This window comes from Megamonas sp., assembly GCF_986095205.1.
This window is the reverse complement of record NZ_CFQVBI010000038.1, coordinates 1-26,210: the sequence shown is the minus strand read 5'-3', so window position 1 is coordinate 26,210 and position 26,210 is coordinate 1. Positions and strand designations below refer to the sequence as shown.

Below are 26,210 nucleotides of genomic sequence, written 5' to 3'. Positions count from 1 at the left end.
TTCCTTTAGTTTCTAATATGTATAAGCTTCTAACTTAGATCGAAATACTATTCCGTCTATTTCTTGTTTAGTAGCATTACGCACTTTCTTGTTTAAGACTTGTTTTAGCATAATTAATATAATGTTGCATACTATCACTAGTTACTTTAAACGTTTCAATTCTTTCAGAGAAATTACCATTTTCATCTGTAAATCCTACTGAATATAAGAAAGAATAATCTTTATTATATTTGAAAGCTTTAAACATTTCTTTAATTGAATTTACTATAAACTTACGTTTTTTATTCCATTCAGTAAATTCTCCATGCAACAATACACTCACTAATTTGATTGGAATTAATAATAACTTTCCAAGTATTAGAGCTAAATCAAAAGGTAACGCTATTACTTTACCTATAGTTTTTAATAGTTTCATTTAACCAATTTTTTATTTCTTCAAAGCTATTTGCTTTAACAGCATCAGATACATCTTTAGCTTTGAATTTTTTGTTAATAAATATTGCTTCTAAGCCTGTTTCTCGGCTTAATTTGCGACTTCTTTTTACTCCAGCTACATCTCTATCAAATAGTATTATAATACGCTTAAAACGCGTCTTAAGTTGCTCTAATACATCTTTAGGTAGAAATGTACTCTCTGAAGATGGAGAAACTGCTGGATAACCCATTTCATGCAAACACATAACATCTTTCATGGACTTTGTGATAAATAATATATCACCTTTCTGAGGCAACTGCTCATAGCCTTGGATATCATAGTCTGTAAGATTGTTTCTCCACTTAGTATATTTATCTGCTAATGGTCTATATATCTTAAAGTTATTATAGACCTTATATGCATACATTGGATTTTCTCGTTTATAAGTACCCTTTACTATTCCGTTACATAAATAATATTTAATACTATTTACATTGAATTTCTTTAGAGTATTTATAGAAATATTAAACTGTTTCCAGTAATTGATATCTACATCAGTAAATTCCTGACGTACTACACCAATTACTGTTTCAGTTGGCGGTATATATTGCTTAGAGCTAACGAGTTTAGTGTTGTTAGTAATATTTAACTTATCTACTATATCAGATAATATATCATTATATTCTGTTTTACCAGTAAATAATGACACAAATTTAATTACATTACCACATTCACCTGTTCCATGATCTTTAAAAAGTAGTTGTTTAGTACGTTTACTATAGTAAATACCAAAGGATGGATTTTTATCCTTCCTAAATGGACTATTGTATATCATACCTACTTTAAATTGACCTATATATTTTGCATATATATCATATTCTGTTACTTTAGAAAGTATCCAATCTAGAGTAATATTATCTGGGAGTTTTGCTCGCTTTCTACTATACATATGCAATCTGTTTTAGTTTGCTACTAGTCGTGGAATCGAACCACGCCTATCCAGAGATAGATTTTTATTTCTGCTATGCAGGCTCACGCTTCCACAAATTATCTAATATCCTTAAATTGATAGTGCCATATAGGATTATTATAAATCCTCCTAGTAGTTGAAACTATTCTTCTTTGCTAAATAGTTTCGATATTCTTTCTATAGTTGATTCTGCATCTTCATCAGTTAAAGCTTCACCTGTCTGAATGTAGATGTCAGAAGTTGTTTCTTTCTTCATTGGTCTAACTGCATGTCCATATCCGAAATTCATATTAAATTTAGCATTCCAGAACTTAAACATCCAGTATCTAAAGAACCAAGGAGATATTGCTGTAAGTATTTGTCCTTTAATTAAAGGATCTTCAAACTTTTTAATTATAACTTCAACTCCAAGAAATCCTATAGGTTCTTCATTAAAATAACCAGGATCTTCATTATCTGCATATGCAGATATTTGTACTCGGTATCCTTGAGATTCTAGCATATCTATAATTCTCATAGCGGTATATGCACGAACCATAAGAGCTTGAGCTGAACACCAGCAATTCTCACATATAGAAATATGAAGTTTAACGAACTTACCAGTACCTATACCATGTGTAGGTATTCTTTTCTTTAGGCAAGGTAGACCTTCTATGTACCGATCAAAGTTCATATCATCTCCATCAGAATCATCGTATTTATATTTATGTTTACGACCTCCTAGATTTATATCCTTTTCTATTTTCTTTAAATTATCTAAACCTTTGGTATAACTATATTTAGAATCATGTATTTCTGCTATAGATAATCCTCTAAAACAAGGATCATCGCTATTTTCAATATTATTTATTTCAGCAGGATTACCTCCTTCAATATTGTCACATTCTCTGTAAAATTCATCTAATGAATTTATATTAATATTTAAATTCAGTTTTTTCATTACGCTGCTGTTTTAAGTTCCATTGTTGAAGTAGAATTTGAAAAACGGTTACGTATAAATTCAATTGTTGAATCAACACTTTGTCTAGTTTTATTTTCTTCTACTTTTTGAATATATTGTTTTACTATATTCTTTTCGGTATCAGACCAGTTAATAATAAGCATATCTTTCCAGTCTGACATACCTACTTTTTTCATCTTTTCTGCTGCTTGAATCATACGAGTAGATGCAATACGGCGTAATGAATTTATTTTAATGCAGTCGCGTAGTAAATAAATATAATCTACTACTTCGTGATCAAATTGTGACTCATATTTAACAGAGTAATTTACTTCAATTATTGCTCCAGTAAAACGGTCAATTGTTGAAGCATCTAGTTGGTTATTAGCAACATACTGACGATCTGCTCCATTACCAAAAGTATTTGATGTAGCAATAATGATACATTCAGGATGTCGTAAAACAGTACCTGTAGTAGTCTCTATTTCACCGTTTGCTAATGCTGCATTAATAACCTGTGCTACAGATGGATCGAGCGCAGTCATCTCATCTATAAGGATTATTGACTTCTTAGCATAGAATTCAGCAAACTTAGTTGCTTCACGAGTAGGATATTTATATCCTGTAAATTCTGTTGCAGAAGTACCAATACCACAAGAAATACATAAGTAAGGAATATCTAGTTCTTTAGCTGTATTACGAGCTATAGTTGATTTACCACAACCAGCTGGACCAACCATCCAGATGTTATTCATACCTGCTTTAATTAAACTTTTAAGCTTGTCTTCTGGTTCTAGTGAACTAAATGAGAATTGAATTTTCTTTAATTCTTCTTTTTCCTTTTCTTCTTCCTCTTTCTTTTTAAATTCTTCTTCTAATTTGTTAAGCAATTCTTTGATTTCTGTTTTACTTCCAAATTGTTCTAGTGCTTTTTTCTCTATTTTTTTCTTCTTTTTGAGATCTGCTATATTAGCTATTTTAATAGCTCCACTACATACTTTGTACTCTTGTCCAGTACAATTTGTCATAGTATATTCTCTGGATTGTCCTTTCTTTCCTTTTACTTCTGAAGTTAATATTAAGAAAATACCTTGCTGTGCTTGTTGTTTTCCTTTAGGATTGTTATATTTTATACTACCATAAAATCTATTTCCAGGTTTTAAATCATGAACATTTGTGTTACTATTAACTAAAATATTATTTTCAGGTGTATTATCTTCTTGATTTTCAATCTGTTTATCATGCTCTGTAGCTTCAGATACTTCAGTATCTTGAGTTTCCGTATTTGCATCTACAGGATCTTTTAATTTTTGCTCTTTCGCACTAGACTTTGCAGGTTGATCTTTTTCTATATCTTGAATATGTTCTATTTCTACCATGATGATTTATTTTAATGATTAAAAAAGAATAAGGGTAGCTTTTACACTACCCTTATTTATTAATAATGATCTACTTTATATTAAAACGGCAGATCATCTGTTTTATCTGTAAAAGCTTGTGTATTAGTAGTAGATGAAGTTGTACTAAACGGATTATCGTTTTTTACTTCTTTATCAGCTACAACAGGCTTTGTAAATTGGTCAATATTTAGCATAGCAATAGAAGATGATTTACCTTCTGGTAATTCCATAGGTTCAATAAAAGTATACTTAGCATAATTAGGTAAAGTAGTATATCCTTTATCATTGTATACTATTTTCGCTCTAAGTTTTTTACTCTTATCTACTTTGTTCAGCATATCAGTAATCCACTGAGCAAACTGTTCAAAGCTTTCTCCATTAAAGTCAAGCTCTTCATCTTTATAGTAACAGTTAAGTATCTGCAACATACGAGAATACTGCTTATCCATTTTTGTCTGGAGTTGTTCTTCTGTAGTTACAAACCCACCAAGTGTAGGTTTCCACTCTGTATGGGTTAATGTTGCTCCATCTTTCTCAAAAACAATTTCTAAGAATTGATTACCATTCGGAGAAACTTCTGTTTTTACACTTTTCAATACTACATTTTCAATAATACCAGCGGGAATATACTTAATATCACTTTTGCTAATACTTGCTGCACGTTCTTTACTATATGTCATAATTTCAATATTTTTAAGTTTTTAAATCAGGCTGCACACTCGTCTAAATAAATCTTATCCCAGTGAACATTAATAACATTATTTTCATCGCTTTCTGCGATAACTATCTTCTTACCTCGTAAGTGAGGAGCTCTAGCTTCTCTTACTGAGTTATCTCCACCTTCAAAAGATATAATAGTTTCATTCTTTTTACGATAGACATAACCAACAGCATCTGCTTCTCCACATACTATATCACCTAGTTTTCCTACTAAATCTAGTGCCATTTCTGATAATTCTTCTCCTTCTTTATTAATCATTTTTTCTTTAGTATGACCAATAAGAATAAAATTATCACATAGATTACGAAACATATCTATTACTTTTCTAACTGCCATGCGAAGATACATATATCCACTACCATTTGGTAATGTACGTATATCATCTCCATTATAGGATTTACCCATTGGAGTTTGACGATATAATACCTTAGCATAACCTAGACACATTTCTTCTAATCTAGTAGCATTATCTATAGCAATATATTTGTAAGGTTTGTTACCAGTTTTAGCTGCTTCTTCACCAATTGCTCTAGATATATTACCTAAGTCTTCAATAGTACGAGCTTGAATAGAGAGAGCTTCTAGAAACTCTGAACCTCCCTCTAAGTCTACAATAAGACAGTTATCAAGCTTCGATAATAAAGTAGTTTTACCTGATTTGGGTCGACCAAACAAGATTAAGAATCTTGGATTGTTAACCTTTGGTTTGTTTTTCTCTTTTGGTAGTATTAACATATTAAAATAGGTTAATGCTTTACCTGTGAGATTCTGAAATTATCTGACAAAAACTGAAATTTTACACAATGTAAAGTTATTCGTTATTCATTGTTGAGAATATTGTTAACAGTAGTACTGTTACTAATATTAATAATAACATTTACTATATTATTTTTATCTGCTTTACGATAGTTATTCAAAAACAGACTAGGATTATCAATAGGAATGATTGTATAACCAATTTGAATAAACTTCTGGTAAATACGTACAGGTTGACCCATGTAAGTAAAATCGTAACCACGATCTTCTTCATAGTCTTCCATAATCTTAGCATATTCTGCTAATCGTTTTAATGCTAAATCAAATTCTGAAATAGCATCATATTGACGCAACTTAAATGCTCGATTTGCGAACGGACATGTAAGTGAATTATCATATGAACATGTCGGTCGATAATATTTTTTATTGAATGCAGAGAAATGTGCATTTCGGTTGCATCCAAAACATAGCAAGTCTTCAGGACCTGCATATGATATACTGTATTCCGGATCTTCCGGAGTGTGAATTCCATACCATTTAGCAAACGGTAAGCGGTTTTTAACTTCGTTTAATATACGATTTTTCAAAGAACCCTGAGGGTCAATATTTTGTTTCGGAAGTTTAATTGTAAAACCTTTCATAATCAGCCTTTTTTAATTTGTTTAAATACTACTTTTTGTTCTTCAGCACTTGCAGTATTTGTTTCAATTAGATTGCCATATTGAAGTTCGTTTTCAAATTCTAATATACAGGGTTCACCATCTCTTACTTTTAAGAAATGCATATAAACCTTATTTTTTACAGGTAGACGACGTACTCCATATATAGCTAGATTAAGTATCTCTGGTCTGTGAACAGCAATAACAAAATCACTAGCTTGAAATATTGCATCAGATGCTGATAAATCACTTCTCATTGGAAAGTGAGTACTTGGATTATTAATTCTATCAGGACTTTCAATATTACGATTCATCTGTGAAAGCTGTATTATACTAGTATTAGAAAGTTTTTTCTTCTGTATAAACATTTTCTGTAAATCGACTATTGTACTTCTTTCTCCACCTTCTCCATTTACTAGAAGAACGTGGTCTAATACTACTATTAGCCAACGACCGTTAGCTACAGTATTATGAAAGTAATCTATAGTATTACCTATTTCTTCTACATTACATACTTTATCAACAAAGTATATATTGTATTTCTTAATGGTTTCAGCTGCCGATTCAGCTTTTAATAAGTCTTCATCGCTAAGTGTTTCTACTGAACTATATAATTCAGATACAGTTTTCTTAGTTTTATTACTTATTACACGACCAACGTTTCTGTAGTCTACCATCTCTAAACTAAAGTATAATACTACGATATCCTGATCAGGATTAAGATCAATTAAATCCATTACTAACATATTTGCAACTGAGCTCTTACCACTACCTGATATACCAGCTATAGTAAATATCATATTTGGTTCAATTCCGCCAGTAGCTTTATTGAATTTATCCCATCTAGTTTTTAATGATACTATACTATGATTTTTTCTAGCTTTAATGTAGTTTATGGATTTATTTGCTACCTGAGATATTGACTCAAAAGGTAGTATTTTAACGGCATTCTGTTCCGTATTCTCCATAACTTACAGGCGTTTCAGATTCATAACTCATTTGCTCTTCAATAACCTCCCACTCATGTTGAGTGAGCCATTTCCACATCGTCTTCATATAACCTATTTTACCAGTTATCATTTTGTTTTCAATTTCATATTGAAGACATTGAAGAAGGTGTTCGTGCATTGCTCTAGATTTACCTACGATACGATTATATTCTTTACGACACTTATTTATATTAGATCGTAAAAAACCTTTAGTACCATCTGGTCTTAAAACATACACTGGAAATACTTCATAGAACTCATCAAACCATGTCTTATCTTGTTTTACACTTGATAATAGTTTTTCTGTAGGACTATAAATTTTATTATCTCCTGAAGTAGTAAAGGAGATAAGGTCATTGTCGATTAACTCTTGTATGTCGTTTTCACTTATTCGGCTGAGAAACTTGTGAACGTCTTGATTATTACTTTGATTATCATTCAACACAAGAGTTAAAAATACTAACTGATTAATTGATATTTCTCCAAAAATATCTAATAATGTTGTATCTAATTCTAGTATCATAATATAGTACTTTATGAACTAACTTTTGATACAATCTGGAAATATTTGTTAAAACAACGTTAGTTGTCTTGGTTTTAATTCTTCAATGATCTTTAACGCTTCCTTTAAATAGTAGCGATAATTGATCTTTCTTTCTTCTATAGGTTTATTATCAAATTTGTTTAGTATAGTAACACCAGATGCAGTGAGTAGATTAGTATAGTCTACTCTAGTACCTTTAGTTATAATCTTTGAACTATAAGGCAATATCTGTTCTACATTAGAATTATAGTAAAACTGATTTGGATCTGTAGTTATTATACTTTCTCCTGTTTTGAGACATACAAGATATTGCGGTATCTCAACATCTCTATTTACTATTTTACATTTATATAAATAAGGACCATTAGTAGATGCATAGAATCTATTGATTCTTTGTGTCAGTTCTCCATTATATTCTACAGAGAATTTCTTATCTACTTTCTGGTAAGTAAGAAACTTCTTAATATCTTTACAATTGTAGATAGTATCTTTTACAGGAATACCATCAACAAAATAATCTCTAATAGCTTCTGGAATAATCTTTGCAGACATTCCCTTACCAAGTAAAACCTTAGTAATGAACATGCCTTTTTCTTTAATATAATCATCTTTAATCATATCTAAAGAAGTATAAGGTTTTTTCTTTTTGTTTAGAGCTTTTTCTGGTTCAGTTTCAAACAATTTCTTCATTGCTTGATAACCTTCTTTTACAGCTATATAATCATTAATAGCATACTGATACATAGCTTCAAAACGATCTTCCTCAAGGGTTAGTCTCGTTTGTTGTTCCCATTCCTTACATATACTTTGTAATTTTTCATACAGATTCTTCTTAAGAAGAACAAATAAACCATCTGTATTTGCCTGTACTATTCTACAGCCAATATCAGATAATCTTTCTGCTAACATAAGTAATAGTAATTGTCCGTTTATTCTAATCTGCATTACTGCAAAAGGACTATAACAGAAATTATGTTCATTCTGTAAATTACCACTAAGACCGTTTAATGCTAATTTAAGCGTTTTATCTTTAGTCTTAATACCATTATGTTTTGCTTCTATTCGTTCATCTTTAACTTGATTATAAACTTCTAGAAATTCAGAACCCAAATGTTTTGGGTAGAATTTATACTCTATTATCATACTGGGATACAGAGATGCAACATCAATATCTATTAACATTTCATCTTCCTTAGGAATAATTATCTCAGGTTTGTTTTCAGAGTGAATACCACCAACTCCTACAGAATATTTTAATCCTCTAAATACAAATTTGTTTTCGTATCCTTTTCTACCTGGTGATACTATCTGCTTTTTCATATCAGATAGTACATTACGAAGTATAGGATCTTTATATTCTATATAAGGCAATATTACTTTATTTAGGTCTATAACATCTGCTGGGCTTCTTAAATCTTTAATATCCCACCATGATAAACCAGTCTTTTCAAGATATTTCTGCGTTAGAATTTTCATTCCAATGTTTACTCCATCTTTACTTAGTACTCTTACTTTATATTCATCTTCGATAGCTATTCTTAATTCTATATCTTCAGAACACAGATTTAATAATTTTTCAGTAGAATTAACGTCATTCACATTATACTCAATCATCTCTTCTATTCTATCTTCTTCTAGAAACTTATTAAAGTCTCCATTGAATTCTAGAACATTAGGATATTGCATAGTTACTTGCATTTCCTTCAATCCAACACGCAATTTCTGTGAATATAACATAGTAAGTATATCAAATGAATCATACCATACTTGATATTTCCATTTTTTCCATGCTTCTATGTTGTCATCTGCTTGAGATGTAGTTATAGTTCTACTTAAGTTAAAAATACTATCACATATCCTTAGATATGGTTTATTTTTAAGTATATTATAATAATCTATTATATAATTAATAATAGGATTATCATAATGTAAATTATTATATCCTGCAAAGATTTTATTTGAATCAATTTGAGTTTCAGTAGTATAGAGATCTCCAAATTTTAATGGTATATTAACATTTGGTACACGAAAAAAATCAACTAATTCTGATAATTGATTTTTTCTGCTTGATATCTCAAACTTATGAAACTTTCCTGATTCAGTATTCTTTGCTGTGCAATGAAATACATTTGGGAAAACTTCAATATCATAGACATATACTGTTTTTCCTCTTATCTTCATAGCGTATAAATTTAGTGGAGTGTATGGGAATCGAACCCATGATGCCGATTGGTTGCAGCACTATAAATAGTGTATTAGAGTCTCTCTAATATTCCTCCCTGTACCCTGCGCTTGCCTGCTAGCTGAACACCCCTTGAGGCAGGATTCTTTATAGACTATCCTGCTAAAAGTCTGTCGCTCTACGCTGCTTGCTTTATCTCTGGCAAATGTTTAGCAAAGCATTTCTTTTCTAAAGTTGCTCTATCTACTATCGTAATAGATTCATAGTTACTATATTTATCGGATAACTTTGTATTCAATTTAGTAACTACTTCAGTAAGTTGTTCAATAGGTAGATTAGAGTAGCTTGTCTTAAACTCTTTATCGTTTGTAGTAGCTATAACTACTTTATACGGTCTTTGTTCTAAATACTGTAGCTTCTTAGACATCTTGAACTCTGCAAGTTGTTTAGCTACTTTCTTAATTTTCTCTTCGTGAGCTGCTTTATAAGCTTGTTGTTTAGCAATACGTTCTGCTTTATTGCTACCATATAGATTCTGTACCAATTCTTTATGGTAACCAGAATAAGGACGTTCTTCTAATAACTGTTTTTTATCCTTTTTATCAGATACCTGTGTAGGTTTCTTAGGAATACTAGCTATGCCTTTTTTAGTTTCATGATACTCCTTTCGTGCATTAGTAGCTTCAGGAGTCCATTTATAAGTATATACTTCTCTACTTACTATTTTATCATGACGACGAGTAGTTACAAATTCCTTTGTCATAGGTTTAATATTTTCTGACAAAGATATTCCTTTACTACACATAGCTTTATAATCTGAGGATTTAGTTAATCCGTAACGTTTCTGTAAGTTTTGCTGGTATTTAGCATTTTTCTTATTTCTAGTATCTTGATTCATAACAATTGATTTTAATGATTAAAAACTAAAGGAAGCTAAATAGGTTAATATTTTAAGATTTCCCGTACGTACTCTCCCTATCGCTTCCTTATTATATTTTAAGCTGCTAAGCACATTGGAGCAGCAGAATCATCAAATTCTGTTTCTTCATTGAACTTAGTAAGTTTCTCTTTTAATTTCAGAATCTCTAAATCGAGTTCTTTTATTCGTGCTTTAACCCAATTTGAAGTTAAAACTTCAGTCTTATTTAGAGCTTTTTTACCTTTCTTAGATTTAAGAACAGGATTCAAAGTTCGTATACGACTTAGATGTACTTTCATTTCTTGCAATTCACATAGTTTAAATACATCCAATTGATTACAATCAGCTGGTAAATCACTAAATTTCTTTATACCCATATTGATACATAGTATCTTTAATTTAACAATTACTCGATCATCTGTAAGACCTTTGATTGTATTATAAAGTTCTTTCAAATCGTAAGTACGTTGATAATTACGATTTACTACATTCTCAATAGAAATGATATTCCAATACTTAGTAATATCTGCTGATAGTTTATCACGCTGTTCAATAAATTTATTTGCTTTCATATATACTTGATTTTAATAATTTGACAATTAGTTAATTACATAGTATATTAGAAAGTCTACCTGTGTAGTTAATAGACTGATCAAAGTCTAATAACTTAAAATATCAGCTATCTTCACAGACCGCTGATATGAATAACAATAAAATTAAGAAATAAGACAGACAAGATCAAAGAGTTAGTGCCTCTGTCACATCTCGATACGGCATCCGATTCTTCTTCTCTCGGCTTTCCAACACTTAGTTACCTTAGTAACATTATCAGAGGCAAGTAAGTAAGAGTATATACGAACCCAACCAAATGTATACACTCTTACTGATTTTATGTTGATTTTCAATTATTTTCTACTTAATACGAACCCAACCAAATGTATATATTCGACTATAAATCTCCTTCAACATGTAAACTGACGGGTATTCTTTCATACCCAAAATCTATGCAAGCATTTGCTACCCCAACCATTTTGCGTCGCTTGCTGTTATTACCCATATTTTTGTCAAAGCCTGGGTCATCTTTTGTAATATCATAGGTCAATTTCAATGGACTGTTTTCATCAAGTAATGTACAATAATACAATAATAACTCGATTACTTTTTCTTTTTCATCTTTCTTAAGTACTTTATCAATTGCTTCTGTCAGAAACCCAACCAAACCTGACTTATCGCAATTATTACTTTCTACACCTGTGATGATAAAAGCTATTCTTTGTACTAAACTAAAAAAGTCTATTACGTAATAGGAATTAAACCACTTATTTACCCAACCATATTTGTGGCGTCCTATTAATACTGTTCCATCATATCCAACTTTAATTGTTTTGCTCCCATCCATTAGCAAATTATTTTGAATACGAGGATCAGACATAATTAGCTGTAACATCTGCAAGTGATATGAATCTATTGGCTTTTTACTTGTTGCCATAGCTTTATGTACTTAAGATTAATTACTCGTCGATGCTCTTGTAGTAAGCAGTAGTGTCGTCCTTAGTAATCTTATTGATTTGTTCCAGAGAAGCTCCCTGATTTGCCAATTCATCAATAAAATTGTTAAGATCAGTCAAATTACTCTGATTCAACTGAGTGACAACTTCTGTTACCATTTTAACATTCCAGAACGGAGACCGTTCTCCAGTTGCTTCAAACTTCAAGATAGCATCTTGAACATCTTTCGGACCAGCTTTCAATACGATATCTACATCTGCCCGTAAATCAAACTGCAACTTTTCGTCATTATTAAACATAATAACAATCTTACCATTTGCAGTCCGCACGATATCTACGTTGAACAAATCAACAGTTTCAATCATATACTTCTTCATCGGATTTGCAAGTACAAGACCCGGCATATCACCAGCTAGTTTCTTCTTGTAATTCAAATCTAAATAATCACTTACGGGGATTGCCAACCGCCGACCAACTAAAGCCCGGCTAAATGCAATTACTTTAGTACGTAACTGTGTGATTTCTTGCTGAGTAAAACCTTCTGGATTTTTGAACACGCTTTCATATTTTGTTGTTTCCATAATTTCTCCTTTCTTGATTCCGTGGTTGATTCCACCTACGGAGTAAGTTAATACTAAGTTTATTTAAAAGTAAGCTATAGAGTTCTTTTATCTAAGTGGAATAGCGTCTAATATCTATTCGTTTGTTAAAAACTTAAAAGCCACTTCTTGTATTCAAACAGTAAAACTCTATAACGAAATTCTGCTAAGATTTGATAATTAATCTGAAAAACTATAATATAAGTCTTCATATTATTAATATTACTACTAGAACGTGATGTTATTACTTCACTCGGCATTCCCCGTAGGACTTTACTCATGAGACAGATGAGTCAGCCGTTCTTCATAAAATTATTAATACTAAACTATGAAAAGATATGTAATTCGATATCTGAAAATCGAATGCTATGCTAGTTAATACCTAAAGAGGTACAACGGGACTCCAACGGTAGGAGATTTATACCCATCAAATAACATTATAACTGAAATTATCTGAAAATCGAACGCTATGCTAGTTTCTGATTGTTTAAAGAGCCTAACAGCAACTATAACGTGCTCTTTTTCCTATTATAGTAAGGAGTACTGTATATGATTCATAACCTACAACTGTTACTTCACTATCGGTAATACTTCTACCGAATTTTATTTTGAGCTGTTTATGTTTCAAAACACCCACTCTATAGCCTAATAGTTTATTCTAAGGCTGCGTGTACTTACGACTTTGTTCTTATTCTGCACATAACTTTAGGATTTCCACCTATTATCCTTTAATGTAAGGAATCAGCGTCACTTTACATATATTGTTGCGCAATATACTTTAAATGTTTCAAATGTCAGCAATTATATTGTACAGTCGAGGGTGGCTCGGATTTACTTTCGTCTTCTTATCACTACTCGTCCTAAAACCTACCATTGAACTTCCTCATTAGTTAAGTTAAACATGTTTATTCTCTCGTAAATAGAGACTTCCTAAATAGATTTACATTCTGTCACTTCCCGTTAAGACTACTATTTAGTGCAATGCACAGATTTTTCTCCGGTCTGCTTCGTGTCCGTCTCTTAATGTGTCTGCTTCTCTTCAACCTAGGAGTAGGGCGATGCTCACTTTCACATATACTCTTAAGGATAGAGTATCTCACCTTGTGCAAATTTGATAAAACTCCAGTTATGCTTCTGGATAAAATTATTTAGTACTTCTAAGCTTTATGTCTTCTACTTAGTATTGAAATAGTGTTATTGCGCACTTCATCCGCTAGTTATCTTTATATTCCTGTTGCAAAGCACTCTAGGTTTATACTCAGATAGATAACAACTGAGTTTATTACAATATTACTTGAACTCACATACTCCTTATTTTCTAAAGAGGTCCGTTGCAGGATTCCTTATTTATTAATATTGGATCATTGCTACTCAGCCAATAGGCACACAATCTACTACTCACTTTGTCACTCTATCCCTCTATACTGGAGTGTATAGTAATACAAGCTTAGGATTAGCTATGTACTGATTAACATAACATTGCGCATAGGCTTTACGCCTAATCCAGGTAATCTATCAATATTTTTTCAATAAGTAGTGCTATAATATTATAATTAAGTACCTTCATATATACTATCTCTAAACTTATTAAGTTACAATATAACTGTTTAGATAAGTATAGAACACTATACTGACATTTTTATATGGTCTATGCCATAAAGGGGAGTTTGGAGCTACCCTAGAGCGTTATATGCTCGATAATGTTCAGCACGTAGTCTTGGACACTACGATTTGTTGGGCATCATCGTGTTTATTACTCCTTCTTGATTCAAACTATGATAAGTCTGCGAGTAACTTAAGAGGATTTCGTTCCCCTTGTACTGTTTAATTTTGTAGACTGCTCTCTACTAATTGCGTCTTCTGTTTCTGTCTCCAGTCGGTTCTCACCAAAAACAAGAGGGTTGTACACGCTCTCCCTCTATCTTATTGCCTCTTCAGTTTATAGATAGTATATAAACACAATAAGTTATTATACTTTCAGTAATAGCCTATAGTTGTAGCTATACTCTATTCCTACTAATATTCTGTACTATCTTAATTTTAAGAAAGTAATCTAACCATTTACTTTCTAATCCTTTGATTTAGATATCTCTGGATATACACCATTATAGCTCTATAATCGCATTGGCTATTCTAGTTGCGACTCAGATTCATCTTCTCTGATTGTTGTTGTTTCAGTCTTTGGAGAATATCCGTACAAGTGGTTTTATTCTCTTTAACTGATGGCAGTTCTCTTACCTTAATGTATTTAGGTACTTCCTTCTCTACAATAGAAGTTAGATAGATGATACTGTCTTTCTTTTTGATTTCAACATTGATATTTTGTTCTGGGTTGCTTTGTCCATTTAATTTTATAGCGTTATTGTTCAAATTAATATCAATATTAAAGTCTTTTGTCCGAGGTACATCTGTGAACTTCGGAATCACATACTCGTGTGCGGTGGCGGTATTTGTATAGTTAGTTACAAATCCTACATATCCACCGAAAGCTAGCATTGCTAGCGTAAATAAAACTGTTGGTTTTTTACTCATTTTGATAATGCGTTAATTGTTACTTTTTAGTAGCATACGCAGATTTCTCAATATAGAAAGTAAGAGGATTTAAAGAAGTTGATGTATACAAGCCAGATACTTTCTGCATTACTTGTTTCAACATCTTATCATTCATTTCTGCTCCATAAGCAATCCGCAGATTGTTTACAGTCTTTATTGCTGAAATGTGTTTACCTTTAAGATTTAGACCCTTGATTTCCGGATATACAAGTTTGTCTTCATCTTTACCTTCGTTATTAGCAGAAGTAATAATACGATTGATCAGATCATCATTAGTTCCACTAATTAATTGAGAATACCGTTTTGCTTCTTCTTCGTAATTATTGTTTTTTGCAGTTTCATCAGTAATCTTCTTAGCTAAGAATACTTTCACAACATTAGCAACTTGCGCATCGTTGTATGTTGTTAATTGATTCTTAAGCCAAGCATGAGATGCTAAGACTGACAAATTACCTGTTAGGTTACCCCAAATAGCATTTGCACAACCTTCAAGCAATGTAGCATTCCGTCCTGCTTCTTTCATCTTAAGCAATACAGTTGCTAATACCTGTGCTGGTTCTGCATTTTTATCAAGCTTATAGGCTTCCCGTGCAAATTCAATCATATTTGCTACATTCTTACCTATACCTCCTGATTTCTGCTTGTGCCGCATGTTCATAATAGTACACATTGCTGCTACTTTCTGTTCATCGGTAACACATTCTTCGGGTTTTGGCATTTCCTGAGTTTGCGGAACTTTAGCATCTTGTTCTAAAGCTTTCTGCATTTCAGGATTTGTCTTTGCGACAGCATCTTTGAAGTTAATCTCAAGCTGTCCATCAGATGTTTTGCTAGGAAGCAAATTAACACCGAGGAACAAAGAAGCTGTTTCATTCAAATATGCAAACATTTCTTCGTTCACAGTAAAACCTTGTTCTTTTGCATCATTCTTGAACTGGTCGTTCCATTTCTGAATTAATACAAACATCATAAGGTCTGCCTGTTTTCCTGTTGCTTGATACATTGCCCGATCGTCTTTAATCTCTTCACGGCGTTTCAGAATTGCATTCATCAAATCTACTGAGTGATTTGCATCAATTCTGTCACTGTTTTGAGTTACGATATTAGGCGCAGGAGCTGCTGCTGGTTTAATAGTTGGAGCACTGCTGATGTCAATTTCTTCAGCTTCTACTTCTTCTATTTTTTCCTTCTTTGGCTTCTGCTGTTTAGGTTTCTTTTCAGTAGGTGTAGATTTAGGATCTTCCTTCTTTGGCTCCTCAACTGGCTTAGTTTCAGGAACTTCAGCAGGAATAGGATTCTTAATTCCTTCCTTAATCCGTTTGACGTCAATTCCGTCTCCCTCCTTTACATTAGATACTGGGAAGAGAACACTAGTAGTTTCACTAGTTTCATTGTTCTTCCACTCGGCTTTGATATTTTCAATGCCTTTACTGTCTTTCTCAATCTTAAGAGAAAGTAGACTCATATACGGTGATTTTGTGCACAACATATGAGTTTCATATGCTGATTTACCCATTGGAGTCTGATAGACACCACCTTTCTTTTGTTCAGCTGGTTTCTCTTCAGGCTTCTTTTCTTCTGGTTTAGGATCTTCTACTTTTGTTGTTTCTACTTTAGCTGAAGCTTCTACTGCTTCTTTAGCTTTTTTCAAAGCTTCTAAATTTCTTGCTGCTTTTGCACTTGGAGTCTTTCCACCTTTATTTCTTTTTGCCATATTGATTATGTTTTAAATAAATTAATAACTTAACAATTAATACACTTAAATTATGAAATTAAGTGCAGTCAACTGTCATCTTCTATCTCTGCATTGTTAGGCATAGTAAGTACATCTTCTCTATCAGTTGTTACTAACGTCTCACCTCCATCTTCCTGACCCATTTCATAAGATTGGTTATCTACTGTCCCTACAAAAGCAGTAGAACCTTGAGATGTGGGATTAGGAGCCATAGTAACAACTAACTCTTGAGAAGGAGTATCTGAGGTATTTGCAACTACCTTTTTTACTCCAGTACCTACAACAAAGCCTAGTAAAAGTACGCATACTAAGAATACGTACAAACTAGCACTTTTACACATTCTAGAAATGATAAAAGATGCTAATGCTCCTAAAAGGAGTAAACAAAAACTAGTCATATTGTTGAAAGTGTTTGTTAATAATCTGTTTTCTGTTTAAGTTTTTGTCTTGCTTTGTTTAAATCACCTTTTACAGCTAATTCATTCATTGCAAGCTTACTAGCTATCTCTTTATAAGATAAACCATCTATGCGAGCATTAATCAAATCTCTATATTTCTTCTTAAGAGTAGGTATAGCTTGTAAGACTATATCTAGTTTTTCCTTTAGAATTAAATCTTCTTCGGGACTTCTCTCTAAAGCAGATAGTTGAATTGGATTTTCATCCTCATCAACATAGTTATTTAATTGCTCTTTTTTGTTTCTACGTATATAGTCTATTGATGCATTAACAGCAATAGTCTTTAACCACATATTAAATGAAATATGTTGAGTATACATAGATAATTTCTCATAAGCTTTAGTAAATACTACTGATGTTAAATCATCAGCAACATCTGTATTCTTAACTACACCCATAATAGTGTACCAAATATCAGTTTTATACTTATAGTATAACTTACTAAATGCTTTTTGAGAACCTTGTTTAGCTTGCTCCACTAGATCTATTATTTCTTGTGTCATATAGCTAAATTTTAGTGGATTGTAGTTAACCCAATAACTACAATCCTTAAATTCAGAAGGGAAGTTTTATAATTTCTTTGCAATAATAATTATTTACTGCTAGACATCTTTTATAGAATACATCTGAGATATGTTCTCTCCATTCTTCTTTCTCTTCTTCATTGAGAGGATATGCCATTTTCAATGACATATTAATAGCAATCCTTACTCTTACTAATCTAGTCTGAAGACTTAATATTTTATCTTCTAATAGATTGTTAAGAATATCCATCCACAGTCTTCTATTTATCCACTTATTGATACTTAGACAAGTGTTACTAGTAACTATCTTAGATTTTAAATTAGGTGGTATATTTGCCCAATCATCCAATACACTATCTGCATATCCTAATACTTTAGTATCAAAATTTGCAGAAGATATAATCTTGTCTAAAGTAAACCTATAAGGTTCCTCTAATTCAGCATTGAGTGCTTCAATAAGTCTCTTAAAATCGCTCATTATGGTTCTCTGTTAAGTGCTTTACAAATTACAGTAAATACATAGTTAGCTTGAGACATTTTTAGGCTGTATTTCTTCTTTAAATGCAGTCTAGTTCTTACTTTAGCTTGTTCTATACCATATAATGGTAAAGTTGATTTATAGTAAGCAATACCTTCTTCGATGATTTTATCTTTTCTAGAATCTTCTCCTAAGCCTTCTAGAGTCTGTAAATCACCAATACCTACATTATCAACTACTTCAGTAATAGATGGTAATGCAAATGTATACTTTTCAGGATACATCATAATATCTACTACTTCAGGACTGTCTTTAGTAAGATCTTTAGCTTTACCATTCTGTTTAAAGTAATTAAGATCAATTGCACCTACTACTTCTAATAATGGTTCTACTCCGCTTAAAAGGAGTAATACATTAGTTTCTGGACCTTGTGCGACCCACATACCTGCTTTTAACATAATCCTTTTGTTTTAAGTATTTTGATAAATTCGTTTTTGAATCTTTTTACTACAACTGCTGCATCCATTGGACTAATGTTGAATTCAGAAGCTACTTTCTTTCTAAATTCCATTTCTCCACTGCATTGCTGCATTACTTCCTGTAGTCTTTCTCGCTCTCCTGGTTCAGTCCAGCGAACATATTGAACAATTTCCATGTTAATTCATTTGATGTTCAAGATCTTTAATTTTATTATAGATGCCTACCCAATATATCAAGCCTTCTTTACTCTTTTCAGCTTGAAACATTTCATAGATTTTGCATCTATTGTATCCGACTGTAATGTTATGTACACCACGTCGCCAACCTCTACCTCCCTTCATTACTGATGGAGTTGATTCATATACATACTCAATGAACGCAGTAAGTTTACGTTCTCTTGTAAGAACAATTTCCCAAGTCTTAGGCAATTTATTCCTAATAAAACCTCTTAAGCCTTTTTTATTCATGTTTATATTTAAATATTTTTGAATTACTTCCAAATTCAAATCTAATTGTATAGATACTATTTTTAATAGTTGCTCCATTAAGTATTATTATGATTTCACTCATAAAGCGATCAAGATAATACCTAGTATTAATATACCACGCAACTATCTTATAATAGTCTCTTCCATCATTATCACTAATACTCGCTTCTGCATAATAATCATGTGTACTACATGCTAATATATCTTCACTTATTGCTAGTAATCTATAAAGCTCTTTTTGTATAAAGTCTAAGATTTCTGCTTGAGTATTGAATGCTTTTTCTTTACTCTTTTTATGCCGACCACGATTCATAAGTAGTTTCTTTAATTGAAGATCTAAGTCTTTCTATAGCTACCAACAGTGTATCTATTCTTATTACTACTTCTGTGTCTCTAACAAAATGTTTAATGTGTTTCAGATTAGTAATCATACCTGCTAAAAGCATAAGAGATAAGTTCCTTCTACTTGCCTTTAATTGATTTAAAGTCTTTTTCATCTACAAAATGTTTTTAAGTATTGTTCATAATGTTTCTTTTCATTTATTGAAGCTAAAGCATCTAATTGATTATAATTCTTTTTAGTTAAAGTAAAATCATAATCTAATAACGCTTCTTTCAGATTGTAAAATACATTATAATCAAACAAATCTCTGTTACTTATTTTGATTTGTTCAACGAGAGCTGTTTCAAATATAGCTAGTAATCTCAGAATATATTTATTATTCTTTTTAACTGCTAGTCATAAACCTTTACTTCCTTTACTATAATCTAAAGGAATGATTGCTGTTTTGTTATAATCTGTTTTCATACTCTAAAATTTGTTTTATAATACTTTTTAATGATTCTTACAGCTTCGTCAAATTCTTCTTTATTATCAAAAATATTACAAAAAGTATAATTGTTTTTATTTAAGAATATAGGATGAAAATAAGCTACAAAGAATGTTTTAAATAATCTACTCTTTTTAATAGGAATTAAATTATCTAAAGTAATATCACTAGTTATATTTACTACCCAAGCTATATTTAGTTCTGCATCTATTTTATAGATTACTCCATAATGTTCACATGGACCTATTTTAGCTTTTATAACATCATACTTTTGTAAAGGTATTTGATCTACACCTTGCCCTAGTATTTCTGTAGGAAGTACTACAGTGCTTTTATCAATTTTAACTGGTTTAGTTAGTTCATCTTCAAATGTACTATTAATAAATTCATTTACTAATAGTACTGCTTCTGAAATTTTGTATTCATCGGTAGTTTTTAACTTAGTTGTTACTTTACATCTCATTGAATTTAAAAAATCCATTTTCTCCTTAGGAGATTTACTTTTTAATAGTTGATCTATATCCATATTCTTACTTTTAGTTTTTAATAATATTGTTCACGGAGTGGGACTCGAACCCACACTTTTAGGCATTGTCTGCTTGTGTCTAACCAATTGCACGATCCGTGACCTGCTTTTTACGACATTAGCTTAGCCGTTGACTTATCGTATCACGCTGCGATACGAGTATAGTCTGTTACAAAAGATTTGTCATTTCTGACATTTATTGACCTATTCATTTTCATCCTCGCTGTCAAAACCATAATGCCCCAATGTGCCGTTATACGCTACGGTCAAACGGCAGCTAACGGTTCTTTGCTGCAACCGTGCGGGACACTCCGTTATTGGACTAGTTATATGTACACGTACATTTTTAGTTTGTTCCAACTGTTTTATTCAACCGCAAAGGGCGTGGAGCATGAGGGAGTCGAACCCTCGTCCAAACGATTCATCCAATGACCTAACAGTCAATATACTTTTATTTCTATAGGATTATCTCCAAAACACATATTTCTTTTATCAAATGGTACATAATGAGTATATAAGAATCCTGCATCATTAAATAGTTTAGCCGTACCTATTGGTACACTAATAGAATTATTATGTTTTGGATCTATCCACCAACTTCTTTTTGTTGTTTCATGAACATATCTAACAGGTTTATTATAGAATAGATGTTCACCCCACATATCTGCTGCAATATAGCTCATGATAAATAATTTTAAGTTGTAAATATAAAGAGTTTTGCACACCTCTGCGCCTTCATATCCTGGCAGATCGGATAACGCCTCAATTAGAGAGATATACATCATACACGAGTTTTCATATATCATTGGGTTGATATAATAGTGCAATATACTCTTTTAGTAGTATAGAGAGCGATCAAACTCTCTATACTTAATATGTAATTCTAAAGTAATAGTACATACCGTTGATTATGAGCATAAAAGCATTAAATCTAGTATATAATAGCATAAAGCTGCTATTACTTTAGAATTTATAGTCTTTGACAGAATACATATTATACTAAGTGCTCATCTAGCAAGCTAGAGACTCGATTGAAATATAGACATAAAAGTACTATATGTATATGTATTTTGATATACTTACTGTTTTTCGTCTATGAGACTATCCTTTATTTGTTAGCATAAAAGCATTTAAATAAAGAATGATCTATTTATAGCACATGATCAGTAGGCATAATATCCTATTACTAGCATAAAAGCATTGAATAGAACTGTCAATTCAGTTCATGTTGCCCCGAACTCCTCAATGCGACAATGCGACTTATATAGTTTGCAGGGTTCACATTTATTCTATTTAGCATAAAAGCATTTAGAATTTGGATGTTGATTAAAGATAGATATTTTCGTATCTTGAACCAAAGATTTCTTCTTTCGCTTTTGCGATAGCTTCGTCTTTCTTGTCTGTGAGTTCTGAGTACTTTTTGTCCCAAGCTTTGTAATCACCAGTAGCTTCAAATTCAGCTTGAGCTTTCTTCAGTCCTTCAGAAAAGTCTTTCATAATGTTCTTGTGTTTTGATGCAAAACGTCCGTATCTTTCTGCTCTAGAAACAGCTTTTTCACAATCCTGAATTCTACGTTTTACTTCACGAGATTCACGTTCAAGTTGTTCTTGTTGGATCTGTTTCTTTGCTTCAGTAACTGCTGATGCTTCAACTTTACCGTCTTTTTCTTCTTGTTTTTTCATACCAGCTTCAAAGTTGTAATTTTCATCAGTTGCTTTGTCACGTAACATTGCTACACCTAACATAATTGCAGTTAATTTCATAAAATTCTTCATAATTTTTTGATTTTTAATTGTTAATAATTGATTTATTTAAGTGAATGAATAATTTTTAAAAAGTATCTAATAAACGTCTGCGATAGATTTCATCTCTTTCTTCTCGAATATCTATCTGCATTTTAATAATAATGTTTACTAGTTCTTCTTTTGTTTTCTTTTCTAGTTCTTCTTTTGTCCACATAATAATAAAGAAATAGAAAGTTATACTATCTATTCGTACGCCTTATTTGATAGCTAGCCCTTTTCCTTCTCCTGACCTTAAATAAGGTTGACCGTTGTATAGTCCGTAGGTATTAATCACCTTTAGGGGTCTGGCGTTATAACCTTCTGTGTTGATTGGATTCTATCATAACTACTTAATTAGTAATTCTGTTTACTTGCCAATAGCTGCTAAATATGCAGCTTCTCAACGTTTATTTGCTTCTTTTATTCGAGGAAGTGTTTCACTTAAGAATTTCTTCTTCATTTCCTCTTTCTCTTTTAGCTTTATATAAAGACGACGATAATATGCTTCTAAGTTGTTAAAATTAGATTTATGTGCTTTATAGTGTGTTCTAAACACCTTAAGAACAGATGTTCCATCTAATAATGCTTCCTTTAGATATAGTTTATTATGCATCTTTCTAGCTAAACTTTTTTGTTTTCTGCTTATAATTTCACTTATAACAAAAATTATACTATAGCTCTTTCCCTTTTATACGGTTGCATTTTAGAATGTCTAACTCTCTTTTTAGACTGATATTCAGCTGCTTTTCCTGATTGCTTAGAACCTGGAAAATGAGATTCTTTATAGGTCTTTCCCATGATTATAACACTCTAATTGCTTGTACTAAAAGATCAAAGATATAAGCGCATCCCTTTTTGTTGAGATACTCGATTGTAACTTCTTTTTCATCCAGCATCATCTCAATTTGTGGTCTAGTTAACTTACCATCTTCAATTAATTTCCAAAAATTGGCATTAATTGCAGCGATATTCATTAGACCAGCTGCTGTACACACAGTAATAATATCTTTCAAGATGTTTTCAATCATTTGTTTATTTGAAGAACTAGTTACAAATTTACTTGTTTCAAGTATTTCTGTATGTACTTCTGATAAACCAAGTTTTTTAGCCATAAGAGCTACTGCTGTTACAATACTTTCCTGATTGATTGATGCAGGGATTCCAATAATTACAAAGTTTAAAGATTTCATTTGATATGAATTTAAAGTTGTTTATAAATTTCTTGACTATAGTACTTACCGCATCTTTCACAGTAAGTTCTTTTAGTAATAGGAATATTTAATTCATTGTTATTAGGCTCATTTTTCCATTTGTGCCCATGAATTAAACATTGTGAACGTAATGCAACTTCTTTCTGCCGTTTAGGATTATCTAATAATTCTAATTCAGCAAGTCGCTTGATGTTACTATGATAGGCTTTTAGCCTTCTGTAACTACTGATTTTCAGTTTGATTTTCTTAAAAATATTCATTCTTTCATATTTAATAGTTTTAATTATACAATATTTTGAGGACGTCTAGCTGCAACTAGATGGTTTTATCAATCTTAATTATATATTAACACACATTTTCTACTGTACGCTTACAGTAAATAAAGAAGGCATGTAACAGTTTATACAATATATTGCAGTATATTGCAGGCTCGACGATTCACATCGTTGTGTAACTTCTACACTAATACAGCTTAATTGAAATACTAATTAAAATGACTCTCACTTAGTTTTAACTCATAAGCAGATATAGCTGTCAAACTAATCTTATTGGAGTACATGGTTTTAACGTCTGCACTAATACTAATCTCCTCCACCTACCTTCAAACGACAGCAATGCTGCCCTCTGAAATGATTAGATATAAGCCCCACATGTTTGTCACTGATTCTCACAGTAAGAACGATTACTCCTATCTTCACAGACTGAAGTAACCTTGTTTAATTTAATAGTTAACGGCTTCATGAATTGAGTCACTATTAAGTTGTGGTAATGAGGACCTTGGCATACTATCTGGTATATATTCCTTTTGTATATCCATACTCCTCTTTATTAATTTATCATAAAAGTCTTTGTTACTAATATATATAGAAACAATTTCATGATTTGATAAATCTGTACCTTTAGTTACAAGTATTTGAGTTAGTACTTGTTCTGGCATAACTAAGAACACACTATCTACATACTTGTCTAATCTCATACTTTCACGCCATTGTAGCACTTCTTGTACTGTTGGTGCTACTACTTGTTCAATTGTATCCGTTTCAGGGATTTGTTTTTCTTTAGGACTACGAGGTCTTACACAATTGACAAAAGCTATTAATGCAAATATTGCAATAATTAGCCAAAATACATGTTTACTTTTCATTTTTGATAAATGTTGTTTAATTGTTTAACATATTATAAATCTCTGTTACTGATTCTTCTGCTTCAAGAATTACACATTCTTCATCACCAGGCTTAGTAAAAATGACTGCTCCGTCTAAATAATCTTCTGATGGAATAATTAAAGCAATAATACTTTTTCTTACAGCAGCTGGTCTTCCTTTTGACTCGTGGTCATGTAATAATAAAAATTCACTCATTTTGATAATGTTTTTAAGTTAATACTAAGTATATAAATGCTATTAATATTGCATCTATTACAATTAATACTCTTGTAACTGGATGTGTTTCATACCAGTTTTCAAATTTATCCCACCATATATCTGCTAAATCAGCTTGGTTTGATTTCTTTGTATCCATTGTCTTTATCTTTATATCCACTACCAAGTGTATATACGAAAGATAATACGCAGAATATAAATAGTGCGATTATCACTACTTTAGAGTAATACCAATAATTCCAATAATCGGTATATAACAGTCCGTACACTTCTTCATCAAAGAAATATATTCCTTGATGTTCAATAATCATCACAGCTGCAAATAATGCAGTTATGAGTCCAAATAAAAAATACATTAACTTTTGCATAATAATTATTTATTGATTAAATACTATTTGCTACAAATACTATTGTTACTACTATTGCTAATAATATTAGTAAGTATACTAATAATCTGATAGTAATAACAATGCGCCAGAATCGTTCATTTCCCATATGTTTTTATATTTATTGTGAAGTTTTCTCCAAAAATGATGTCCTTCTTTTGTATATCTCCATATAAGTGTACATTCAATTGCCATATCAGGAATTCTTAATATTCTATAAAATGATTCTAGGTTTATTTTATTATCATGAGCATATTTACTACTGCCGTCTAAAAAGCTATCTAATACTTTTTCTTTGATAAGAAAAGTAAGCAATAAATAAGGCATATTAAATAATATTTGCCTTCTGACTTTTTGTTGTTCTGTTAACTTTTTCATTGATTGAATTGTACTTTTTTATGAACTTTAAATGTTACTTCAGTATCACTCTTAATTTCGATAGTAAAGTGAGGAGATGATTTACTATCTATTCTTCGTTTGATCCATTTAACTACATATTCAGCAGTTAATACTTCAAATTGCAAATAGCTACGCCATTTTCCACTCTTACCGATGTGTAGTTTTAGATTTCCTCTGTCAATATTAGTAACAGGGTTAACGCGACTTTGTTTTGAGTTAACTAATTTAGCTACTACTATGTCGCCGATTTTAAGATTTTGAAATTGTTCTAATGTCATTTGATAAAGTTTTAAGTTTATTGTTTAAATTTTCGATAGTTCCTAATAAGTCTTTTAGTACATGTTTACTTTTCTGTAACTCTATAAGATCTTT

General features: G+C 31.3%; 37 protein-coding genes and 2 tRNA genes. All 39 read right to left on the bottom strand.

Features of this window, described 5'->3' with window-relative positions:
• Nucleotides 1-76 precede the first annotated feature (76 nt).
• Entirely contained in the window at nucleotides 77-415 is a 339-nt protein-coding gene (locus AC5LAX_RS05070) for a hypothetical protein (protein WP_493263670.1), read from the bottom strand.
• The gene (locus AC5LAX_RS05065) at nucleotides 390-1,364 is read right to left on the bottom strand and encodes a CHC2 zinc finger domain-containing protein (RefSeq protein WP_493263669.1); all 975 of its coding nucleotides are present in this window, start codon (nucleotides 1,362-1,364) and stop codon (nucleotides 390-392) included. The genes AC5LAX_RS05070 and AC5LAX_RS05065 overlap by 26 nt, the downstream gene beginning before the upstream one ends.
• A gap of 163 nt (nucleotides 1,365-1,527) precedes the next feature.
• Nucleotides 1,528-2,325 carry a DUF7192 family protein gene (locus tag AC5LAX_RS05060; protein ID WP_493263668.1) on the bottom strand — a complete coding sequence of 266 codons (798 nt, stop codon included), beginning with the start codon at nucleotides 2,323-2,325 and terminating at the stop codon, nucleotides 1,528-1,530.
• On the bottom strand, nucleotides 2,325-3,704 hold the full coding sequence (locus AC5LAX_RS05055) for an AAA family ATPase (protein WP_493263667.1): 1,380 nt from the start codon (nucleotides 3,702-3,704) through the stop codon (nucleotides 2,325-2,327). The genes AC5LAX_RS05060 and AC5LAX_RS05055 overlap by 1 nt, the downstream gene beginning before the upstream one ends.
• An 80-nt stretch (nucleotides 3,705-3,784) precedes the next feature.
• Nucleotides 3,785-4,405, bottom strand: a complete 621-nt coding sequence (locus AC5LAX_RS05050; protein WP_288875516.1) for a hypothetical protein — start codon at nucleotides 4,403-4,405, stop codon at nucleotides 3,785-3,787.
• Nucleotides 4,406-4,431: 26 nt separating this feature from the next.
• Nucleotides 4,432-5,181, bottom strand: a complete 750-nt coding sequence (locus AC5LAX_RS05045; protein WP_493263666.1) for an ATP-binding protein — start codon at nucleotides 5,179-5,181, stop codon at nucleotides 4,432-4,434.
• An 83-nt stretch (nucleotides 5,182-5,264) separates the two neighbouring features.
• Nucleotides 5,265-5,555 carry a hypothetical protein gene (locus tag AC5LAX_RS05040; protein ID WP_493263665.1) on the bottom strand — a complete coding sequence of 97 codons (291 nt, stop codon included), beginning with the start codon at nucleotides 5,553-5,555 and terminating at the stop codon, nucleotides 5,265-5,267.
• 290 nt (nucleotides 5,556-5,845) lie between these two features.
• Nucleotides 5,846-6,829, bottom strand: a complete 984-nt coding sequence (locus AC5LAX_RS05035) for a DnaB-like helicase C-terminal domain-containing protein (protein ID WP_331871180.1) — start codon at nucleotides 6,827-6,829, stop codon at nucleotides 5,846-5,848.
• Nucleotides 6,801-7,373: a hypothetical protein gene (locus AC5LAX_RS05030; protein WP_281538759.1), complete on the bottom strand. Its 573-nt coding sequence runs from the start codon at nucleotides 7,371-7,373 to the stop codon at nucleotides 6,801-6,803. Before AC5LAX_RS05030 ends, AC5LAX_RS05035 begins: the two co-directional genes overlap by 29 nt.
• Before the next feature lie 48 nt (nucleotides 7,374-7,421).
• Nucleotides 7,422-9,575 carry a hypothetical protein gene (locus AC5LAX_RS05025; RefSeq protein WP_493263664.1) on the bottom strand — a complete coding sequence of 718 codons (2,154 nt, stop codon included), beginning with the start codon at nucleotides 9,573-9,575 and terminating at the stop codon, nucleotides 7,422-7,424.
• A 15-nt stretch (nucleotides 9,576-9,590) separates the two neighbouring features.
• Nucleotides 9,591-9,708: transfer RNA gene (locus AC5LAX_RS05020), tRNA-OTHER, on the bottom strand.
• Nucleotides 9,709-9,754: 46 nt separating this feature from the next.
• Nucleotides 9,755-10,474, bottom strand: coding sequence for a hypothetical protein (locus AC5LAX_RS05015; protein ID WP_493263663.1), 720 nt, complete (start codon nucleotides 10,472-10,474; stop codon nucleotides 9,755-9,757).
• A gap of 98 nt (nucleotides 10,475-10,572) precedes the next feature.
• Nucleotides 10,573-11,067 carry a hypothetical protein gene (locus AC5LAX_RS05010; RefSeq protein ID WP_153163775.1) on the bottom strand — a complete coding sequence of 165 codons (495 nt, stop codon included), beginning with the start codon at nucleotides 11,065-11,067 and terminating at the stop codon, nucleotides 10,573-10,575.
• A 377-nt stretch (nucleotides 11,068-11,444) separates the two neighbouring features.
• Nucleotides 11,445-11,984: a hypothetical protein gene (locus AC5LAX_RS05005; RefSeq protein WP_493263662.1), complete on the bottom strand. Its 540-nt coding sequence runs from the start codon at nucleotides 11,982-11,984 to the stop codon at nucleotides 11,445-11,447.
• Between the two features lie 22 nt (nucleotides 11,985-12,006).
• Nucleotides 12,007-12,585 carry a hypothetical protein gene (locus AC5LAX_RS05000; protein WP_203041863.1) on the bottom strand — a complete coding sequence of 193 codons (579 nt, stop codon included), beginning with the start codon at nucleotides 12,583-12,585 and terminating at the stop codon, nucleotides 12,007-12,009.
• Between the two features lie 2,151 nt (nucleotides 12,586-14,736).
• Nucleotides 14,737-15,135, bottom strand: a complete 399-nt coding sequence (locus AC5LAX_RS04995) for a hypothetical protein (protein ID WP_278510709.1) — start codon at nucleotides 15,133-15,135, stop codon at nucleotides 14,737-14,739.
• 19 nt (nucleotides 15,136-15,154) lie between these two features.
• Nucleotides 15,155-16,870, bottom strand: a complete 1,716-nt coding sequence (locus AC5LAX_RS04990) for a hypothetical protein (protein ID WP_493263661.1) — start codon at nucleotides 16,868-16,870, stop codon at nucleotides 15,155-15,157.
• A 68-nt stretch (nucleotides 16,871-16,938) separates the two neighbouring features.
• Nucleotides 16,939-17,289 carry a hypothetical protein gene (locus AC5LAX_RS04985; RefSeq protein ID WP_493263660.1) on the bottom strand — a complete coding sequence of 117 codons (351 nt, stop codon included), beginning with the start codon at nucleotides 17,287-17,289 and terminating at the stop codon, nucleotides 16,939-16,941.
• A 17-nt stretch (nucleotides 17,290-17,306) separates the two neighbouring features.
• Nucleotides 17,307-17,852: an RNA polymerase sigma factor gene (locus AC5LAX_RS04980; protein ID WP_493263659.1), complete on the bottom strand. Its 546-nt coding sequence runs from the start codon at nucleotides 17,850-17,852 to the stop codon at nucleotides 17,307-17,309.
• Between the two features lie 52 nt (nucleotides 17,853-17,904).
• The gene (locus AC5LAX_RS04975; RefSeq protein WP_288875538.1) at nucleotides 17,905-18,351 is read right to left on the bottom strand and encodes a hypothetical protein; all 447 of its coding nucleotides are present in this window, start codon (nucleotides 18,349-18,351) and stop codon (nucleotides 17,905-17,907) included.
• Nucleotides 18,351-18,809: a hypothetical protein gene (locus AC5LAX_RS04970; RefSeq protein ID WP_493263658.1), complete on the bottom strand. Its 459-nt coding sequence runs from the start codon at nucleotides 18,807-18,809 to the stop codon at nucleotides 18,351-18,353. Before AC5LAX_RS04970 ends, AC5LAX_RS04975 begins: the two co-directional genes overlap by 1 nt.
• Nucleotides 18,803-19,006 carry a hypothetical protein gene (locus AC5LAX_RS04965; protein ID WP_153163799.1) on the bottom strand — a complete coding sequence of 68 codons (204 nt, stop codon included), beginning with the start codon at nucleotides 19,004-19,006 and terminating at the stop codon, nucleotides 18,803-18,805. The genes AC5LAX_RS04970 and AC5LAX_RS04965 overlap by 7 nt, the downstream gene beginning before the upstream one ends.
• Before the next feature lies 1 nt (nucleotide 19,007).
• Nucleotides 19,008-19,259, bottom strand: coding sequence for a hypothetical protein (locus tag AC5LAX_RS04960; protein WP_493263657.1), 252 nt, complete (start codon nucleotides 19,257-19,259; stop codon nucleotides 19,008-19,010).
• Nucleotides 19,260-19,290: 31 nt separating this feature from the next.
• Nucleotides 19,291-19,632: a hypothetical protein gene (locus tag AC5LAX_RS04955; protein ID WP_493263656.1), complete on the bottom strand. Its 342-nt coding sequence runs from the start codon at nucleotides 19,630-19,632 to the stop codon at nucleotides 19,291-19,293.
• A 180-nt stretch (nucleotides 19,633-19,812) separates the two neighbouring features.
• Nucleotides 19,813-19,965 carry a hypothetical protein gene (locus tag AC5LAX_RS04950; protein WP_281538091.1) on the bottom strand — a complete coding sequence of 51 codons (153 nt, stop codon included), beginning with the start codon at nucleotides 19,963-19,965 and terminating at the stop codon, nucleotides 19,813-19,815.
• 158 nt (nucleotides 19,966-20,123) lie between these two features.
• Entirely contained in the window at nucleotides 20,124-20,675 is a 552-nt protein-coding gene (locus AC5LAX_RS04945; protein WP_493263655.1) for a hypothetical protein, read from the bottom strand.
• 29 nt (nucleotides 20,676-20,704) lie between these two features.
• Nucleotides 20,705-20,777: transfer RNA gene (locus tag AC5LAX_RS04940), tRNA-Cys, on the bottom strand.
• Nucleotides 20,778-21,115: 338 nt separating this feature from the next.
• Nucleotides 21,116-21,358, bottom strand: coding sequence for a hypothetical protein (locus tag AC5LAX_RS04935; RefSeq protein ID WP_278510386.1), 243 nt, complete (start codon nucleotides 21,356-21,358; stop codon nucleotides 21,116-21,118).
• 643 nt (nucleotides 21,359-22,001) lie between these two features.
• Nucleotides 22,002-22,451, bottom strand: coding sequence for a hypothetical protein (locus AC5LAX_RS04930; RefSeq protein ID WP_493263654.1), 450 nt, complete (start codon nucleotides 22,449-22,451; stop codon nucleotides 22,002-22,004).
• A 55-nt stretch (nucleotides 22,452-22,506) separates the two neighbouring features.
• Nucleotides 22,507-22,635: a hypothetical protein gene (locus AC5LAX_RS04925; RefSeq protein WP_483251529.1), complete on the bottom strand. Its 129-nt coding sequence runs from the start codon at nucleotides 22,633-22,635 to the stop codon at nucleotides 22,507-22,509.
• Between the two features lie 225 nt (nucleotides 22,636-22,860).
• Nucleotides 22,861-23,073, bottom strand: coding sequence for a hypothetical protein (locus AC5LAX_RS04920; protein WP_493263653.1), 213 nt, complete (start codon nucleotides 23,071-23,073; stop codon nucleotides 22,861-22,863).
• Between the two features lie 53 nt (nucleotides 23,074-23,126).
• Nucleotides 23,127-23,258, bottom strand: a complete 132-nt coding sequence (locus AC5LAX_RS04915; RefSeq protein ID WP_281538094.1) for a hypothetical protein — start codon at nucleotides 23,256-23,258, stop codon at nucleotides 23,127-23,129.
• 2 nt (nucleotides 23,259-23,260) lie between these two features.
• Nucleotides 23,261-23,650, bottom strand: coding sequence for a hypothetical protein (locus AC5LAX_RS04910; protein ID WP_483251528.1), 390 nt, complete (start codon nucleotides 23,648-23,650; stop codon nucleotides 23,261-23,263).
• Nucleotides 23,651-23,661: 11 nt separating this feature from the next.
• Nucleotides 23,662-23,931: a hypothetical protein gene (locus tag AC5LAX_RS04905; protein WP_493263652.1), complete on the bottom strand. Its 270-nt coding sequence runs from the start codon at nucleotides 23,929-23,931 to the stop codon at nucleotides 23,662-23,664.
• A 461-nt stretch (nucleotides 23,932-24,392) separates the two neighbouring features.
• A complete protein-coding gene (locus AC5LAX_RS04900; protein WP_493263651.1) occupies nucleotides 24,393-24,815 on the bottom strand; it encodes a hypothetical protein in 423 nt (140 codons plus the stop codon).
• A gap of 16 nt (nucleotides 24,816-24,831) precedes the next feature.
• Nucleotides 24,832-25,032, bottom strand: a complete 201-nt coding sequence (locus tag AC5LAX_RS04895) for a hypothetical protein (RefSeq protein WP_493263650.1) — start codon at nucleotides 25,030-25,032, stop codon at nucleotides 24,832-24,834.
• 131 nt (nucleotides 25,033-25,163) lie between these two features.
• Complete coding sequence (locus tag AC5LAX_RS04890) at nucleotides 25,164-25,421, bottom strand: Asp23/Gls24 family envelope stress response protein (protein WP_493259661.1); 258 nt, start codon at nucleotides 25,419-25,421, stop codon at nucleotides 25,164-25,166.
• 78 nt (nucleotides 25,422-25,499) lie between these two features.
• The gene (locus AC5LAX_RS04885; RefSeq protein WP_493263649.1) at nucleotides 25,500-25,817 is read right to left on the bottom strand and encodes a hypothetical protein; all 318 of its coding nucleotides are present in this window, start codon (nucleotides 25,815-25,817) and stop codon (nucleotides 25,500-25,502) included.
• Nucleotides 25,814-26,116 carry a hypothetical protein gene (locus AC5LAX_RS04880; RefSeq protein WP_493263648.1) on the bottom strand — a complete coding sequence of 101 codons (303 nt, stop codon included), beginning with the start codon at nucleotides 26,114-26,116 and terminating at the stop codon, nucleotides 25,814-25,816. Before AC5LAX_RS04880 ends, AC5LAX_RS04885 begins: the two co-directional genes overlap by 4 nt.
• Nucleotides 26,117-26,210: the final 94 nt, after the last annotated feature.

What these genes read in the sequence shown, in the direction of transcription:
- AC5LAX_RS05070 (WP_493263670.1), bottom strand. Translation starts at nt 415, where the DNA reads ATGAAACTATTAAAAACTATAGGTAAAGTAATAGCGTTACCTTTTGAT.
- AC5LAX_RS05065 (WP_493263669.1), bottom strand. Translation starts at nt 1,364, where the DNA reads ATGTATAGTAGAAAGCGAGCAAAACTCCCAGATAATATTACTCTAGAT.
- AC5LAX_RS05060 (WP_493263668.1), bottom strand. Translation starts at nt 2,325, where the DNA reads ATGAAAAAACTGAATTTAAATATTAATATAAATTCATTAGATGAATTT.
- AC5LAX_RS05055 (WP_493263667.1), bottom strand. Translation starts at nt 3,704, where the DNA reads ATGGTAGAAATAGAACATATTCAAGATATAGAAAAAGATCAACCTGCA.
- AC5LAX_RS05050 (WP_288875516.1), bottom strand. Translation starts at nt 4,405, where the DNA reads ATGACATATAGTAAAGAACGTGCAGCAAGTATTAGCAAAAGTGATATT.
- AC5LAX_RS05045 (WP_493263666.1), bottom strand. Translation starts at nt 5,181, where the DNA reads ATGTTAATACTACCAAAAGAGAAAAACAAACCAAAGGTTAACAATCCA.
- AC5LAX_RS05035 (WP_331871180.1), bottom strand. Translation starts at nt 6,829, where the DNA reads ATGGAGAATACGGAACAGAATGCCGTTAAAATACTACCTTTTGAGTCA.
- AC5LAX_RS05030 (WP_281538759.1), bottom strand. Translation starts at nt 7,373, where the DNA reads ATGATACTAGAATTAGATACAACATTATTAGATATTTTTGGAGAAATA.
- AC5LAX_RS05025 (WP_493263664.1), bottom strand. Translation starts at nt 9,575, where the DNA reads ATGAAGATAAGAGGAAAAACAGTATATGTCTATGATATTGAAGTTTTC.
- AC5LAX_RS05015 (WP_493263663.1), bottom strand. Translation starts at nt 10,474, where the DNA reads ATGAATCAAGATACTAGAAATAAGAAAAATGCTAAATACCAGCAAAAC.
- AC5LAX_RS05010 (WP_153163775.1), bottom strand. Translation starts at nt 11,067, where the DNA reads ATGAAAGCAAATAAATTTATTGAACAGCGTGATAAACTATCAGCAGAT.
- AC5LAX_RS05005 (WP_493263662.1), bottom strand. Translation starts at nt 11,984, where the DNA reads ATGGCAACAAGTAAAAAGCCAATAGATTCATATCACTTGCAGATGTTA.
- AC5LAX_RS05000 (WP_203041863.1), bottom strand. Translation starts at nt 12,585, where the DNA reads ATGGAAACAACAAAATATGAAAGCGTGTTCAAAAATCCAGAAGGTTTT.
- AC5LAX_RS04995 (WP_278510709.1), bottom strand. Translation starts at nt 15,135, where the DNA reads ATGAGTAAAAAACCAACAGTTTTATTTACGCTAGCAATGCTAGCTTTC.
- AC5LAX_RS04990 (WP_493263661.1), bottom strand. Translation starts at nt 16,870, where the DNA reads ATGGCAAAAAGAAATAAAGGTGGAAAGACTCCAAGTGCAAAAGCAGCA.
- AC5LAX_RS04985 (WP_493263660.1), bottom strand. Translation starts at nt 17,289, where the DNA reads ATGACTAGTTTTTGTTTACTCCTTTTAGGAGCATTAGCATCTTTTATC.
- AC5LAX_RS04980 (WP_493263659.1), bottom strand. Translation starts at nt 17,852, where the DNA reads ATGACACAAGAAATAATAGATCTAGTGGAGCAAGCTAAACAAGGTTCT.
- AC5LAX_RS04975 (WP_288875538.1), bottom strand. Translation starts at nt 18,351, where the DNA reads ATGAGCGATTTTAAGAGACTTATTGAAGCACTCAATGCTGAATTAGAG.
- AC5LAX_RS04970 (WP_493263658.1), bottom strand. Translation starts at nt 18,809, where the DNA reads ATGTTAAAAGCAGGTATGTGGGTCGCACAAGGTCCAGAAACTAATGTA.
- AC5LAX_RS04965 (WP_153163799.1), bottom strand. Translation starts at nt 19,006, where the DNA reads ATGGAAATTGTTCAATATGTTCGCTGGACTGAACCAGGAGAGCGAGAA.
- AC5LAX_RS04955 (WP_493263656.1), bottom strand. Translation starts at nt 19,632, where the DNA reads ATGAATCGTGGTCGGCATAAAAAGAGTAAAGAAAAAGCATTCAATACT.
- AC5LAX_RS04945 (WP_493263655.1), bottom strand. Translation starts at nt 20,675, where the DNA reads ATGGATATAGATCAACTATTAAAAAGTAAATCTCCTAAGGAGAAAATG.
- AC5LAX_RS04935 (WP_278510386.1), bottom strand. Translation starts at nt 21,358, where the DNA reads ATGAGCTATATTGCAGCAGATATGTGGGGTGAACATCTATTCTATAAT.
- AC5LAX_RS04930 (WP_493263654.1), bottom strand. Translation starts at nt 22,451, where the DNA reads ATGAAGAATTTTATGAAATTAACTGCAATTATGTTAGGTGTAGCAATG.
- AC5LAX_RS04925 (WP_483251529.1), bottom strand. Translation starts at nt 22,635, where the DNA reads ATGTGGACAAAAGAAGAACTAGAAAAGAAAACAAAAGAAGAACTAGTA.
- AC5LAX_RS04920 (WP_493263653.1), bottom strand. Translation starts at nt 23,073, where the DNA reads ATGCATAATAAACTATATCTAAAGGAAGCATTATTAGATGGAACATCT.
- AC5LAX_RS04915 (WP_281538094.1), bottom strand. Translation starts at nt 23,258, where the DNA reads ATGGGAAAGACCTATAAAGAATCTCATTTTCCAGGTTCTAAGCAATCA.
- AC5LAX_RS04910 (WP_483251528.1), bottom strand. Translation starts at nt 23,650, where the DNA reads ATGAAATCTTTAAACTTTGTAATTATTGGAATCCCTGCATCAATCAAT.
- AC5LAX_RS04905 (WP_493263652.1), bottom strand. Translation starts at nt 23,931, where the DNA reads ATGAATATTTTTAAGAAAATCAAACTGAAAATCAGTAGTTACAGAAGG.
- AC5LAX_RS04900 (WP_493263651.1), bottom strand. Translation starts at nt 24,815, where the DNA reads ATGAAAAGTAAACATGTATTTTGGCTAATTATTGCAATATTTGCATTA.
- AC5LAX_RS04895 (WP_493263650.1), bottom strand. Translation starts at nt 25,032, where the DNA reads ATGAGTGAATTTTTATTATTACATGACCACGAGTCAAAAGGAAGACCA.
- AC5LAX_RS04890 (WP_493259661.1), bottom strand. Translation starts at nt 25,421, where the DNA reads ATGCAAAAGTTAATGTATTTTTTATTTGGACTCATAACTGCATTATTT.
- AC5LAX_RS04885 (WP_493263649.1), bottom strand. Translation starts at nt 25,817, where the DNA reads ATGAAAAAGTTAACAGAACAACAAAAAGTCAGAAGGCAAATATTATTT.
- AC5LAX_RS04880 (WP_493263648.1), bottom strand. Translation starts at nt 26,116, where the DNA reads ATGACATTAGAACAATTTCAAAATCTTAAAATCGGCGACATAGTAGTA.